We start from the raw sequence: 13,716 nt of genomic DNA on the forward strand, positions 1-13,716 counted from the left end.
GCGCGGTTTTAGAAGGAGTTGTAATTTTTCAAAAAAGATTGAAAACCATTTTAAAGCTTTCGACTTAACCTTTTTTTACATCAATAATGGCTTCATTTAATGTCAGCATACTTTTTGAAACACCACCTGATATTGAAATGATTAATTCCTTTTCATCAATCAGCCAGTTAATACCCTCACTACGCCATAGGCGGGTCAGAAAGTCATAATCACTTTCATTGGACTGTATGACCAATGGCCGTACATCATATTCACGATTTAGTCCGGAAAGATCCAAACTTAAACTTTGCGCAAATAAGCCACTTCGCTTTTGCCATTCAGCAAACAAAATTTCACTGATTTCTTTGACACTTTTATTCAAAAACACACGACTATTACGGCGTTTATGCCAAAGTGAAGTCGCATCTTCGAGAGTCAGCTGATAGACACTTAAAGCACCATCGCTATGCCCCTGTTTAGCTGCGGTAATGATACCTGTAGTCCGGAAAAGCTCACCTTGATCAGTGACCTGATCAACAGCAACCTGACAGCCAATAAACTGTTTTAAAGCAATATAGGGATGAGTGGATAGACAAAGTAATTCAGCATGTAGCCCCTCATTGATCCAGTGCCTGCCTTCAATACGCTGAATCAGAACCTGAGAATTTAAAATTTCATTGGAAAATCGGAGATGAAGTGCACGCTTCTGTGAGCTTAGACCCAAGCCTTCAAGCTCCGTATAAATACTCTGTAGCATTTTATAATTATTATTTGAGGTTATTTTTATCGCACTGATTTTAGGGAATAAGCTTAGAACAATCCATCTTGGTATTTATTTCACATGAATTAACCACGAATAGCCTTAACCTGACCTTATATCCTCTATGCTTATGAAATAGAAGATGTATTCTGTTTCAACCTTTTCAATTTTTCTGATTATTTGCCGATTCACTTACTGCTACACTGAAAGCCGAATACTTTATATCTCCTACATCATCCTCGATTACAGGATAAGCCAGAGGCCAAGGACATGCTTGAGTTACATTCTAAACTTCCCAATCTGGGCGTTACTATTTTTAGTACTATGTCGGCCTTGGCACAAAAACTCGGAGCAATTAACCTGTCACAAGGTTTTCCAGATTTTCCTGCTCCACCGCAATTGATTGAAGCCCTCAGTCGGGCGGCTGAAAATGGTTTTAATCAATATGCACCGGGTGATGGTTTACCAGTATTACGTGGGCTGGTCGCTGATCTTTATCAGCATCGTGACCAGCTCATTCTAGACCCGGTAGATGAAATCACCATTACTCCTGGCGCAACGATTGCAATCTTCTGTGCAATTCAGGCAACGGTACGAACAGGTGAAGAAGTCATTATTTTTGATCCCAGTTATGACAGCTATGCGCCAAGCGTGAAGCTGGTCGGTGCCAAACCGGTACATATCGCTCTGGCATATCCTGGTTTTTCTGTGGACTGGAATCAGGTCAAAGATGCAATCAATGACCGTACCCGCATGATTGTAGTGAATACACCGCATAATCCCACCGGAACGGTATGGACAGAGCAAGACTGGCAACAGCTGATTGAACTGATTCGTGATCGCAATATTGTAGTTCTGTCTGATGAAGTTTATGAACATCTGGTATTTGATGAAGTTCGTCATCATTCTGCAGCATCATTTCCGGAACTCCGTGAACGCAGTTTTGTGATTGGTTCTTTTGGTAAAACCTTTCATGTGACCGGCTGGAAAACTGGTTTCTGTGTTGCACCGCCAGCCTTAATGCAGATGTTCAGACAGATTTACCAGTTTGTCAGCTTCTGTGGTGTAACGCCAATTCAGGTGGCTTTGACTGAATATATGCAGCTACATTCTGAACATATCCATGAGCTGTCCGGTTTTTATCAGGCCAAACGGGATTTGTTTAATCATGCACTGACAGACTCCCGTTTTCACTGGACGCCATCACAAGGCACCTATTTCCAGAATCTGGATTACAGTGAAATTCGTCCTGATCTGGATGCACTGTCGATGTGCCATTATCTGGCGAAACAACACGGTGTTGTGGCGATTCCGGTATCAGCGTTTTATCAGGAGCCGCCTAAAGATTTACACTTATTACGCTTCTGCTTTGCCAAAAAAGATGAAACCTTGATAGAAGCGGCACAGATTCTTTCCAAAGTTTAAAAAAATAGACTTATTGGTTACTGAAAAGCTAAGGCGTTCTTGATGCGGATCATGGATAATTTAGTCCTGATAAATATATGAAAAATCAAGAACAGGATGTCATATGGCACAGCAAGCATTGGTTCACCAGCAGAATTTATGGAAAACATTTTTTATTTTCCTGTTACCGCTGGTCGTTACCAACATCCTGCAAAGCCTGTCCGGTACGATTAATACTGTTTTTGTCGGGCAAATGCTCGGCGTGCAAGCAATTGCCGCTGTGGCAGTATTTTTCCCGATTCTGTTCTGTCTGATGGCTTTTGTGATTGGTCTCTCTGCAGGTTCTACGGTTCTGGTAGGACAAGCTTGGGGTGCCAGAAACCTGGAAAAAGTGCGCTGTGTAGTTGGCTCTACCCTGTTTATGACACTGATTGGTGGCAGCCTGATTGCCCTATTGGGTGTATTTTTTGCTGAAAATATCCTGCAACTCTTGAGTACAGATCCGGATGTGATGCACCTGTCTTTGCCTTATGTGCAATGGATGCTGGCCGGTAGTCCTCTGATTTTTATTTATATTATTTATACTTCAATTTTACGCGGGGTTGGAGACAGTACTACGCCACTGTTTGCCTCTGCCCTAACGATTGGTGTGGGCTTGGTAGTGACACCGGTCCTGATCGCGGGTTATTTTGGTTTTCCTAAGATGGGGGTCATCTCTCCAGCAATTGCAACCATTCTGGGCAACTTGGCTGTTCTGTTATTTCTCATTCTCTATTTAAATTATAAGCGTCATCCTCTAAGACCAGACTGGGCGTTGATCAAAGATATCCGTCATCAGCCCCAGCTCAGCAAGATTATCCTGCGCTTAGGTATTCCAACCGGGGTTCAAATGGTCACAACTTCAGTCGCTGGTCTGGTCATTGTAAGTCTGGTCAACCGTTATGGTGCAGAAGCGACGGCGGCCTATGGTGCCGTGAATCAGGTGCTGAATTATATTCAGTTCCCTGCCCTTTCTATTGCCATTGCGGCTTCCGTCTTTGGGGCACAGGCCATTGGTGCTGGTAAAAATGATTTGCTCAATAAAGTGACCCGAACTGCCTTAAGTATGAATATCTTGTTCACAGGTAGTCTGGTGATTCTGGCTTATCTGTTTTCTAAATATCTGATGGCACTATTTATCACTGATCCGCAGGTCGTGGTATTGGGTCAGCAACTTCTCTTCATTGTCCTATGGTCGATTTTGTTCTTTGGTGCTAGTGCAATTTTTGCTTCGATCATGCGGGCCAGTGGCACAGTAACAATCCCTATGTTGATCAATATCATTGCCATTATTGGAATTGAAGTACCGGCTGCCTATATGTTCAGCCGCTGGTGGGGTTTACAAGGGATCTGGTATGGCTATGCCCTTGCCTTTGTCTGTCTTTGTATTATGCAAGGCTTGTATTACCAGTTTATCTGGAAGAAAAAGACCATCGAGGCACTGGTTTAATCTTCCGGCCTGAACTACTGGATAAACCTTAGTAAACCACCTCTAAAGAGCGTATTTCCTGCTTAATCCATATTTTTTATATGGATTCATTTTTATTATATTTTTCAGGCATGAAGATCCTTGTTATAAGCAGTGTATTGTATAAAAACACAAGGTCTTCTCATGGCTAAACGACAAATTAAACTGGGTGCTTTTATTCCAACGACTTCGCAACATGCGGCAGGTTGGCGCCATCCTGAATCTCGTCCTCAGGATCATTTAAGCATTGATTATGCGATTGAATTAGCAAAAACTGCTGAACGCGGCCTGTTTGATGCCTATTTCCTTGCAGATGGTCTGGCAGTCAACTGGAGTCATGGCGCTTCCAAACATAATAAGAATGTCGGTTATAGCGATAAAGTCGTGGGCTTTGAACCAGTCACCTTATTCGCAGCGATTTCAGCCGTCACCCAAAATATTGGTTTTATTGCCACTGCTTCTACCACCTATGAAGAACCGTATCTGTTGGCACGAAAATATGCCTCTTTAGACCATATCAGTAAGGGTCGTGCCGCCTGGAATGTTGTCACCACCATATCTGCTGAAACCGCGCGGAACTTTGGTTTTAGTGCACATCCGGATGCCAAAGTCCGTTATGAGCGCGCGGATGAATTTATTGAAGTTGTACAGAAGCTCTGGGATTCATGGGAAAATGATGCATTCCTCTATGACAAAGAAAGCGGTCATTTCTTTGAGGCATCTAAACAGCACGAACCGCTACATAGCGGCAAATATTTTAATGTCCAGGGTGCACTGAATGTCTCTCGTCCGCCACAAGGCTATCCAGTGATTGTCCAGGCAGGTCAGTCTGAAGATGGACGTGAGCTGGCCGCCAAATATGCCGAAGTGATTTTTACTGCCCAGCAAAGCCTGTCTGATGCCCAAGCCTTCTATCGTGATGTCAAAAGTCGTCTGGCTAAATATGGCCGTCATCCGGATGATTTAAAAGTAATGCCGGGGGTCTCTGTCTTTGTAGCTAAAACAGAACAGGAAGCCAAAGAAAAATATGAATTACTGAACAGTCTGATTCATCCAGATGTCGGTTTGGGCTTACTGTCTGGTCTGGCAGGGGATATTGATCTTTCAAACTATGATTTGGATGCTCCATTTCCTCTCGAAGATATTGAGATCAAGTCTAGCCGTCAGCAAATGATGTTTGAAATTGCAGCGAAGCATCACTTCAGCATTCGCCAGCTATATGAATATATTGCCTCTGCTCGTGGTCACTGGACGCTGATCGGGACACCTGAACAGGTAGTCGACCAGCTACAGGAATGGTTCGAAAATGAAGCGGCTGATGGTTTTAATGTCTTGCCACCAACGACACCTGCCGGTCTGAATGACTTTGTCGATTTCATCGTACCCGAGCTACAACGCCGTGGCCTGTTCCGGACCGAATATGAAGGCACAACTCTACGTGAAAACTTAGGATTGAAACATCCAGAAAATCAGTATGTGATTGCGCAACAAAATACTGCAGTTGCCTCTTAAACCATCCATTATAAAAAATGCCCGATAGGGCATTTTTTATTTCTTTAAGTTAAGCACTGGGGTAATTGGTGCTAGTGGAAATGACAAATATGGGCGAGGTTTATTGCTGTTGATCTCTGTATAACTTGAAACGAATGAAGCCCCTAGCCTACCAGCAAAACTGACCAGAGCCTGTGAGTAGCGGCTGTTGATCCTTCACGATTGAAAAATTTAATGCTTTTAGAATTTCTTTTTTCAACTGCTGTAGTCGCGTATTCTGGCGCTTACGTGGATAAGATAAGGGTACTTTTAAAACCTGTTCGATTCGCCCAGGATTAGCCTGCATCAAGACTACTGAATTGCTCAGCAATATCTTGGGTTGCTAAAATCACGGTAATTTTTTTGGTTTTCCAGATTCGCTGTAATTCTTCATGCAGATGATGACGCATCAGCGCGTCCAGTCCAGCAAAAGGATCATCTAATAATAATATATCCGGTTGAGTAACCAGGCTTTTGGCAATGGCCACTTTCAGATTCATGCCAGCAGACAAGTGCGATGGATAAGCATCCTTAAATGGTGTCAGTTGCAGCAATTCCAGCTGTTCCTGAATTCTTCGGTTTTCCTCTTCTTTGCTTAAAGGGATTTGATGTAAGGCCATGCGGATATTTTCCGTCACACTGAGCCAGTTAAACAGTCGATGATCCTGATAGACAATACTGAGATTTGGAAGATGTTCAGCTGGCTGTTTCCCCTGAATCAGAATCTGGCCCTGCTGATGCTGTTCCAAGCCCATCAGTAAGCGTAACAATGTGGATTTACCGCAGCCAGCATACCCTACCACACTGACAAAATCACCTGCATGAATATCTAGATTAATATCTTCGAGGACTTGGGTCTGCTGATCTGGTGCGGTGCTATAACTTTTATATAAATTTTGAATCGTGATTCTACATTGAGATTGCTCCGTCATTTTTCCTCACCTTTTGCTGCAATACATATTTAATGATTGTTCTAGACTGGATCTATCCTGTTTATGAACTTGGATAAATTTCTGTCTCTTTTAGATCTGCTGAAAATAGGACTCTTTTGACTATAAAAGAGTTTAGGGTAAGGAGTTATCTTGATTTTTTATTTGGTTATCAAAAGCATGTATAGATTTTAATAGTTAGATATAAAATTATATATTTCAATAACTTAAAATTTTTTTCTTCTAGAAAACGTTATTTAAAATATTCCGAACAACCAAATCGCAACAATGCTTAGGGCAATAAAAAACCCGCGAATGCGGGTATTCAAATGGCTCTGCTTACCAGGCCAATTTATACTGTTCCAGTTCATGCGGCACAAGCTCGACCTGATCCTGGAAGTCAAGCAAGATGTCATTTTTAATGGCCGCCAGACGGTAGTCTTCACGTTTACGCGGACGTTCCAGATCCACTTTCACAATACGTTTGATTCGTCCCGGATGGGGTTGCATTACCACTACGCGATCACCTAACAATACCGCCTCTTCTACATCATGGGTGACCAGAATAGAGGTGATCTTTTCCGACTGCCAGATCCGCTGTAATTCCTGTTGCAAGTTGGCCCGAGTCAAGGCATCCAAGGCACCAAAAGGTTCATCCAGTAATAAAATTTGTGGACGATTCACCAGACTACGCGCAATTGCCACACGCTGGCTCATCCCCCCAGACAGCTGACTTGGATAGGCAGTTTTAAACTGGCTCAATTGCACCAGTTCCAGATGATAATCAATGAGTTCCTGCTTTTCGGCTTTGCTCAGGCCTGATTTTTCCAGCGCTAAAGCCACATTCTGCTCGACACTCAGCCAAGGGAACAAACGGTGATCCTGAAACACAATACCGCGATCCAGACTGGTGCCCTGAATCGGTTTGCCATCAATCAAAATACTGCCTTGAAACTCGGCATCAAGGCCCACCAAAAGCCGCAATAAGGTTGATTTACCACAGCCACTATTACCGACAATACTAATGAACTCGCCTGGCTGGATATTCAAATTAATCTGATCTAATACCTGCAACTCTTCCCCATCTTTAGGGAAGAACTTGTCGAGTTTCTGGATCTCGACATGACCCTTAATATTCACCTGTTGATTCATGTTGTTATCTCACATCTTTTATTTATTGGCCGCCTGACGCCAGCGTAAGTTATAGTTTTCAAAGAATTGTGCTGCCTTGGAAAATAACAGCCCGACAATCGCAATAATGGCCATGCCATATAGCACCACTTCCATCTGGAACAGGTTCTGTCCGTCCATGATTGGATTGACCACGCCAACCGAGGACACAAAAAAATACTCCGCGCCCACAGTCGCCACCCATGAAAATACCAGCGCAATATTCAAACCGGCAAAAATACTTGGGGCTGCTGCGGGTAAAATCACTTTAAAAAAAGTACGTACCGGACTGAGCTGGAAGATCTGCGCCACTTCTTTAATTTTGACCGGCACATTCTTGACCCCGTCATAGGTATTAAAGAACACCGGATAGAACACCACTAAGGCAATAAAAATCACTTTTGAAACTTCACCGTGTCCAAACCACATGATCATCAGTGGAATCCAGGCAAATACAGCCACGTGTTTAATGGCATTCAGTGTTGGAGAAAAGATTCGATCCAGCCAGACATTTAGACCCAGGGCCAAACCCAGCACTGCACCCATCACTCCACCGGCAATAAACCCTGCCGTGTTGCGAAGTAGGCTGGCGATAATGTTTTCTGTCACCTCGCCTGCCTGCCAGCTTTCTACAAAGGCTTGCCATACAGCAGCTGGCGGTGCCAGCAAAGCAGGATCAACCCATTGTTTTGCGGTCACGATCAACCAGGCAACCCACAGAACCGAAGGAATGACCCAGCCGCGATAATCTATTTTTTTCATGACATTTTCCCTATCTAGCCTGATCCCAACCACGGAACTGTTTTTGTATGAGGCGGATAATGACGTCAAAGCCAAATCCCACCAGTCCAATCACCACTACAGTTGCCATCACCACATCGAGCTGGAAAATCTGACGGCCATAGACCATCACATAGCCGATCCCTTCACTCGAAGCTAGCAGTTCTACTGCAACCAGAGCGCCCCATGAACTTGCCAGAGATAAACGCAGACCACCGATAAAACTGATAAAAGCACCCGGCAGAACCACATTTTTAAATCTGGACCAGGTGCTCAACTGATAAACTTCCGCGACTTCGGTCAATTGCTGTGAAATATTGCGCACGCCTTTAAATACATTGATGGTCATCGGTACCAGCGCGGCTTTAGCAATCAGAATAATCTTGAGGGCTTCATCAATCCCGACCAGTAAAATTAACAGTGGAATCCAGCCAATCACAGGTACCAGATTAATGGCTTTGAATGTGGGCCAGATATAGGCTTCTGCTCGACGCGATAGTCCCATGGTCAGACCTAAGACCAGTGCCAGTACAATGCCGGCACTGAACCCATAGCCAATTCGGCTCAGACTGACACTCAAATTGCTCCACAGTTCGCCAGTTTGATACAGATCTTTCAGGGCCACCCAGACCAGTTCAGGTGCAGGAAGCAATAAAGGATTCACCCAGTTCCGTTCTACCGACACATACCACAGATAGAGCAACGCGATGGGGAAAATTGCTCCGATTCCCCATATGAACACCTGATTCTGTTTAAAAAAATTCAGAATACTTTTTCGGTTCAATCTGGATGCAGCATTGTCCTGTGTCGGTGTCTTGGCTGTTTCAAGCTCGATTTCCTGTAACATCACTCAACCTCCTCAAGGGCATGATGGTTATTGCCCATTGGCATTGAGAGGTTTCCAATAATTCTGTAAATTCAGTGTTTTTAGAGCATTATTGACATACTTCGGCTCAATCCATTTATCCACATCGACATTACCGCGAATCAGTTTCAAATCTTGACCCGCTTTAAGCTTCTGCTTAATGAGTGACACGTTATAGGCATCAAAAATCGGGGCACTATGACGTTTCAGATCTACCCCAATATGGGCTTTATTGATGTTGCTATACGATATTCCAGATTTTGCCCAGAGTTTAAACAGGGCATCTTTATTAGCGGGCTTGCTTTCCCAAGCCGCTTGTTTGACCAAAACATTCACTACACGCTGAACCACTTCAGGATATTTTTGCTCAAACTTGGAATTCACCAGTACATAGCCTGAGGTTTTATAGAGATCAGGTTCATTTTTGGTACTATAAATAATCTTGGCAATACCGCGATCGACTACAGGAAAAATATAGCTACTGCTCCAGATTGCATCAATATCACCACTGGCTAAAGCGGAATACGCCACTGGGCCATCCATGTTGACAAAACGGAAGTCTTTCTCACTGAATCCGTATTTTTTGACCACATTAATAATCGATAAATGCAGATTGGTTCCTTTAAAGAAGCCTATTCGTTTCCCTTTTAAATCAGCAATCGATTTAGCCGGAGAACCCGGTGCTACCACCAGATAAGTATTATCCTGTGAGCCAGCCATGGCGACCAGTTTAGTGTCCAGACGACTGGCTTTGCCAATCAGTCCAGGCAAATCACCAATCCAGGTAATATCGACCAGACCATTCGCATAAGATTCATTAATCGCAGGACCCGCTCCTTTAAAGTTATTCCATTGTACTTTGATGCCATCTTTCTGGAATTCTTTTTCAAATAAACCCAAGGTCTGTGCAGTCGCATAGTAATTACCATAACCTACAGGGCGATTACCTGTACCGACCATCGGCGAAGCAAAACGGATCACGCTGGGTTTCGCCTCTGCGGCAGAGGTCTGAATCGCTGGCAGCAGTGTTGCTGTAGAGAGAAGGCCAGCAAATAATACTTTTGACCATTTAAACATGTGAAAATTCCTCAAAATATAAAATTAGAATCCGTACTGGAATTGTGCGACCAGTTCGTTATAGCTCTTGTTTGTAATGTCGTTGTTGACATGGTTCAGGTTGATCTGAAACTTGGTGGTTTCCGCAAAGAATGCATTCAGGCCCAGACTGTGAATATCAACCGTTTGATCGGCTAAATTCTTGTCACGATCAATGGTGTCGTAGCGATAGAAGGCCTGGTAAGACTTTGGCCACCAGTCGTCATAACGGCCCTGATTACGGAATCCTTTGACAAACTGCTCACCAAAGTTCCAGAATAAGGTACCTGTGTGCGACTCACTTTCACGCTTATAGGTCTGTGCAGTTTGTGAAATGTAGGTGTCATCTTCACCTTGTACATATTCATAGGTCACACCGAATGGATGGTGGTTATAGTAAATATCGAAGCCTTTACGCAGCACATCGCCTTTACCAGCAAAGGCCGCACTAGTTCCATCAATTTCAAATAGATTGCTCTTGCCTTGATACCAGGACAGACCAAAACTCAGTTCACGCAGCCATGAGTTATATTCAGCAGGCAAGGTATAACGCAAACGTCCAATAAAGTTTTTGTCATCATTATCATCCGATTTATTGGCTCCATTACCATTCACCAAGCCAAAGGCATAGCTGATCATTGGCGAGCGATAGTTATATCCATAGTCCACGGTTGGTAAGGCATCCCCACGTACAATCAAGCCGACTTCACGCAGTGCCAGTCCATAACCTAGGCCCGGCAAACTGAACAAGGCATTGTTAATGGTAGGTTTTAGGTCTTCAGTGGCCTGAACTTCCTGGCCAAATGGTAACAGTTGCTGACCTAAAGTAACGCTCAAGCGCCCCGTGTCGGCACTTAAGGTTGGCAATACGTGATAAGTCAGTTGCGCATCCAATAAGTTCAGATAACTGTTATTGGTTCCTGTCTGTGGAGAAGTACCAAAACGCAGATTGAAATCCAGGTTTTTGCCTTCTTCATAGTCTTTGTACAGATTGCCAATAAAACCAATTTGGACTGCACCTAAATCAAACGAAGAGTGGCGGTCTTGAACTGCCATCCCGGTATTGGTACCCGTAGGTGGAGTGCGCTGTGCTTCATCGATATAAGAAGCTTTGGCCTGCACGACTCCATTAATCAGCAGTTGACGTGTTGATAATGCCGTTTTGGTATCGCGGTCACGTTGTACCTGATATTTATAGTTTTCCAGATCGCTTTGCAGACCTTGCAACTCGGCACGTGTCACAAAGCTTTGGTCATCATCAGATTCAGTTTCTGCATCAGCAGATAGTTCAGCCTCATCAGCAGTAGTGGCTTCTGTAACGGCTTCGTTCTGATTCTGAATCTGCGCTAACTGGGTTTTTAATTGTTTTAATGACTGCTCGAGTTGACTGACCTGTTGTTGTAACTGACCTACCTCCGCATCTGCATGCGTTAAGCCAATACTCGCGCTCAGCAGAGTCAGTACCGTTGCCCCTTGTTTAAAATATTGCTTCATACAATCGACACACCTACAGTTTTGCCAGTGAAACATCAGTCGATTTGATCAGCACAATCACCTGACTTCCTACCTGCAAATCCAGCTCTTCTACAGAACGTGTCGTAATTACCGAAGTGAAAATACCCGAAGCAGTCACCACATCGACTTCAGAAACCACATCACCTTTTACAATTTCCTGAATAGTACCTTTTAACTGGTTACGCACATTAATAGATTGAATTGTCATTATTAATTCCTGTTGTTTTGGTTGGAATTAATATGCATGATTTTTAATATGCAGAAAAATAATATAAATAGATTTTGATATATTATTTTATAAAATCTAAAAATATTATTTTAAATCCATTTAATCTGATAATTTAAATATTCTTTGTCTTTAATCACGATATTTTCATATTGCCAATCCAGAATATTTTGACTCGCCAGATTCTTTATCTCTTTATTAATGGTTTGGCGTGAGGCAGAGAGTAAATCTGCTAAATCATGCTGGGAGATCTTGAGTTTAATTTCAGTTCCCAGAGGATGAGATCGACCATACTGAATCGAAAGGTCATGCAAAACCTTGCATACTTTTTGATGTAAATTAGCGACTTGCAGGAATTTGACCTGCTGGATCAGATATTGCATCCGATGGCTGAGAATATTTAAAGCATCCTGCTTTAAGTGATTGTTATCATTTATTTCTTCTATAAATATATGCTGTGGAATTTGCAGGACCTTGACCTGATTAAAAGCATAATAATCATAATCAATCACCTGTGTATTCAGGCATGGAAGCAGGTTAATCAGATGCTTTTCCGAGAAATAATTAAAGGCATGAAAACGACCCGATGGGCTTAAATATCCAATCTGGATAATCCCATCAAGCAATATATATAAAGCAGTATGGCAATTTTCTTTATTTAATATTAAATCACCTTTTTGATATTTTCGAATCGTTGAATATTTTAAAATATAATCCAGCTTATCCTCAGAGATATTTTTAAATATATTTTTTAATATGTCGTAATTTACATTATTTTTTGCAGTATGAACTTGCATAAAATGATCCACCCTATATTTTATTTAAATATTAGATGGATCATTAATGACTGGCGAATCATTTATTCTTGATTCTTTAGCTATTTATATGCAAAGTTTCCAATTGAATAAGAATTACTTATGAAACTTTTTCATAAATACCGTCTTCGCTGTTATAGCGGAAGTTGCTAATGTCCTGCTTGACATCTTTACGCAGTTCACGGCTTGGACGGTCATCCACACCGACTGGCACATCACCCTCTAAAGTTACACGGCGTACTACACGGTGCTGGTCACCATAATCATTAATCGCACGGTGTTGCGTTGCACGGTTATCCCAGATCGCCACATCACCTGCACTCCAGCGCCAGCTGACAATATTTTCCAGCTTCTCTACATAACTTTGGAACAGGTCGAATAAACGGCGTGATTCACTTGAGCTATAACCGACGAAGCTCTTAAAGAAATGGCCCAATAACAAGGTTTTTTCACCTGTTTCAGGATGAACGCGTACCAATGGATGTTCAGTTTCATATTCAGTTGAATTGAAATAATTTTTATATTTTTCCAAAGCTTCTTTTGGAACACTGACTTTTGCTGCATAGTCAAAGTTGTTGCTGTGAATCGCACGCAAGCTATCTGCCAGTGTTTTTAATTCTTCAGGTAAATCATTGTAGGCAGCGGTTGTATTTGCCCATACGGTATTACCACCCACTGCGGGTGCAACCACGCTACGAAGAATAGAAGCTTTTGGATAAGCATCAATAAAGCTGATGTCCGTATGCCAGCTGTCTGCACGTGCACCACGTGAATCAATTTCCAGAATATGTGCAGAGCCATCTTTTACCGGCACAGTCGGGTGATTTAACGGCGTGCCTAAACGTGCTGCAAAGGCTTCTTGGGCGACATCATCCAGATGTTGCTGATCTTTAAAGAAGATCGCTTTATGCTGCAATAATGCCTGATTGATTTCATTCACCACTTCATCAGCCAAATCTGCTGACAGTTTTACGCCCTGGATTTCAGCGCCAATACGGCCACCAATTGGTTGTACCTGGATGTGTTTATATTCATAAGCCATGATCATTTCCTCTATCTATAATTATGTCGACCTTCGGTCTGTAAAATCATCATGCCGAATCGGCTTATCTAACGCTGTCAATTTATTGACATTCTTATG

At 42.8% G+C, this 13,716-nt stretch carries 13 protein-coding genes and 2 pseudogenes; 4 read left to right on the plus strand and 11 right to left on the minus strand.

Features of this window, described 5'->3' with window-relative positions; translation table 11 throughout:
• Positions 1-100, plus strand: a pseudogene (locus tag FTU19_RS12175) (IS1 family transposase); the annotation flags it as partial.
• Between the two features lie 27 nt (positions 101-127).
• Here FTU19_RS12175 and FTU19_RS12180 read toward each other — a convergent pair.
• Positions 128-736 (minus strand): annotated as a pseudogene (locus tag FTU19_RS12180) (phage late control D family protein); the annotation flags it as partial.
• A 273-nt stretch (positions 737-1,009) separates the two neighbouring features.
• Between FTU19_RS12180 and FTU19_RS12185 the strand changes: the two are divergent.
• The 3 genes from FTU19_RS12185 (at position 1,010) to FTU19_RS12195 (ending at position 5,162) form a co-directional block, all read left to right on the plus strand.
• A complete protein-coding gene (locus tag FTU19_RS12185) occupies positions 1,010-2,164 on the plus strand; it encodes a methionine aminotransferase (RefSeq protein ID WP_180131416.1) in 1,155 nt (384 codons plus the stop codon).
• 103 nt (positions 2,165-2,267) lie between these two features.
• Positions 2,268-3,632: an MATE family efflux transporter gene (locus FTU19_RS12190; protein WP_180131419.1), complete on the plus strand. Its 1,365-nt coding sequence runs from the start codon at positions 2,268-2,270 to the stop codon at positions 3,630-3,632.
• 162 nt (positions 3,633-3,794) lie between these two features.
• Positions 3,795-5,162: an LLM class flavin-dependent oxidoreductase gene (locus tag FTU19_RS12195; protein ID WP_180131421.1), complete on the plus strand. Its 1,368-nt coding sequence runs from the start codon at positions 3,795-3,797 to the stop codon at positions 5,160-5,162.
• A gap of 148 nt (positions 5,163-5,310) precedes the next feature.
• Here the strand turns inward: FTU19_RS12195 and FTU19_RS16350 are convergent, their stop codons facing one another.
• From FTU19_RS16350 to FTU19_RS12240, 10 genes are all read right to left on the minus strand, one after another.
• The gene (locus FTU19_RS16350; RefSeq protein WP_257218502.1) at positions 5,311-5,487 is read right to left on the minus strand and encodes a hypothetical protein; all 177 of its coding nucleotides are present in this window, start codon (positions 5,485-5,487) and stop codon (positions 5,311-5,313) included.
• Positions 5,477-6,112 carry an ABC transporter ATP-binding protein gene (locus tag FTU19_RS12200; RefSeq protein ID WP_257225461.1) on the minus strand — a complete coding sequence of 212 codons (636 nt, stop codon included), beginning with the start codon at positions 6,110-6,112 and terminating at the stop codon, positions 5,477-5,479. Before FTU19_RS12200 ends, FTU19_RS16350 begins: the two co-directional genes overlap by 11 nt.
• 336 nt (positions 6,113-6,448) lie before the next feature.
• Positions 6,449-7,261, minus strand: coding sequence for an ABC transporter ATP-binding protein (locus FTU19_RS12205; protein ID WP_166138948.1), 813 nt, complete (start codon positions 7,259-7,261; stop codon positions 6,449-6,451).
• 18 nt (positions 7,262-7,279) lie between these two features.
• Complete coding sequence (locus FTU19_RS12210) at positions 7,280-8,041, minus strand: ABC transporter permease (RefSeq protein WP_159124133.1); 762 nt, start codon at positions 8,039-8,041, stop codon at positions 7,280-7,282.
• Between the two features lie 10 nt (positions 8,042-8,051).
• Entirely contained in the window at positions 8,052-8,906 is an 855-nt protein-coding gene (locus FTU19_RS12215) for an ABC transporter permease (RefSeq protein ID WP_180131450.1), read from the minus strand.
• A gap of 27 nt (positions 8,907-8,933) precedes the next feature.
• Positions 8,934-10,001 (minus strand): ABC transporter substrate-binding protein, encoded by a 1,068-nt coding sequence (locus FTU19_RS12220; protein WP_180053786.1) that lies wholly within the window; start codon positions 9,999-10,001, stop codon positions 8,934-8,936.
• Positions 10,002-10,025: 24 nt separating this feature from the next.
• Entirely contained in the window at positions 10,026-11,513 is a 1,488-nt protein-coding gene (locus FTU19_RS12225) for a hypothetical protein (protein ID WP_180011601.1), read from the minus strand.
• 13 nt (positions 11,514-11,526) lie between these two features.
• A complete protein-coding gene (locus FTU19_RS12230) occupies positions 11,527-11,742 on the minus strand; it encodes a molybdopterin-binding protein (RefSeq protein ID WP_179992729.1) in 216 nt (71 codons plus the stop codon).
• A 110-nt stretch (positions 11,743-11,852) separates the two neighbouring features.
• A complete protein-coding gene (locus FTU19_RS12235; protein ID WP_180025415.1) occupies positions 11,853-12,557 on the minus strand; it encodes a Crp/Fnr family transcriptional regulator in 705 nt (234 codons plus the stop codon).
• Positions 12,558-12,675: 118 nt separating this feature from the next.
• The gene (locus FTU19_RS12240) at positions 12,676-13,617 is read right to left on the minus strand and encodes a TauD/TfdA family dioxygenase (protein ID WP_180131424.1); all 942 of its coding nucleotides are present in this window, start codon (positions 13,615-13,617) and stop codon (positions 12,676-12,678) included.
• Positions 13,618-13,716 lie beyond the last annotated feature (99 nt).

Source organism: Acinetobacter sp. YH12072, assembly GCF_013419565.1.
Classification (GTDB): domain Bacteria; phylum Pseudomonadota; class Gammaproteobacteria; order Pseudomonadales; family Moraxellaceae; genus Acinetobacter.

Coding starts and splice junctions, on each gene's coding strand:
- FTU19_RS12195 (WP_180131421.1), top strand. CDS start 3,795: ATGGCTAAACGACAAATTAAACTGGGTGCTTTTATTCCAACGACTTCG.
- FTU19_RS12230 (WP_179992729.1), bottom strand. CDS start 11,742: ATGACAATTCAATCTATTAATGTGCGTAACCAGTTAAAAGGTACTATT.
- FTU19_RS12215 (WP_180131450.1), bottom strand. CDS start 8,906: ATGTTACAGGAAATCGAGCTTGAAACAGCCAAGACACCGACACAGGAC.
- FTU19_RS16350 (WP_257218502.1), bottom strand. CDS start 5,487: ATGCAGGCTAATCCTGGGCGAATCGAACAGGTTTTAAAAGTACCCTTA.
- FTU19_RS12240 (WP_180131424.1), bottom strand. CDS start 13,617: ATGGCTTATGAATATAAACACATCCAGGTACAACCAATTGGTGGCCGT.
- FTU19_RS12220 (WP_180053786.1), bottom strand. CDS start 10,001: ATGTTTAAATGGTCAAAAGTATTATTTGCTGGCCTTCTCTCTACAGCA.
- FTU19_RS12235 (WP_180025415.1), bottom strand. CDS start 12,557: ATGCAAGTTCATACTGCAAAAAATAATGTAAATTACGACATATTAAAA.
- FTU19_RS12205 (WP_166138948.1), bottom strand. CDS start 7,261: ATGAATCAACAGGTGAATATTAAGGGTCATGTCGAGATCCAGAAACTC.
- FTU19_RS12190 (WP_180131419.1), top strand. CDS start 2,268: ATGGCACAGCAAGCATTGGTTCACCAGCAGAATTTATGGAAAACATTT.
- FTU19_RS12225 (WP_180011601.1), bottom strand. CDS start 11,513: ATGAAGCAATATTTTAAACAAGGGGCAACGGTACTGACTCTGCTGAGC.
- FTU19_RS12210 (WP_159124133.1), bottom strand. CDS start 8,041: ATGAAAAAAATAGATTATCGCGGCTGGGTCATTCCTTCGGTTCTGTGG.
- FTU19_RS12200 (WP_257225461.1), bottom strand. CDS start 6,112: ATGACGGAGCAATCTCAATGTAGAATCACGATTCAAAATTTATATAAA.
- FTU19_RS12185 (WP_180131416.1), top strand. CDS start 1,010: ATGCTTGAGTTACATTCTAAACTTCCCAATCTGGGCGTTACTATTTTT.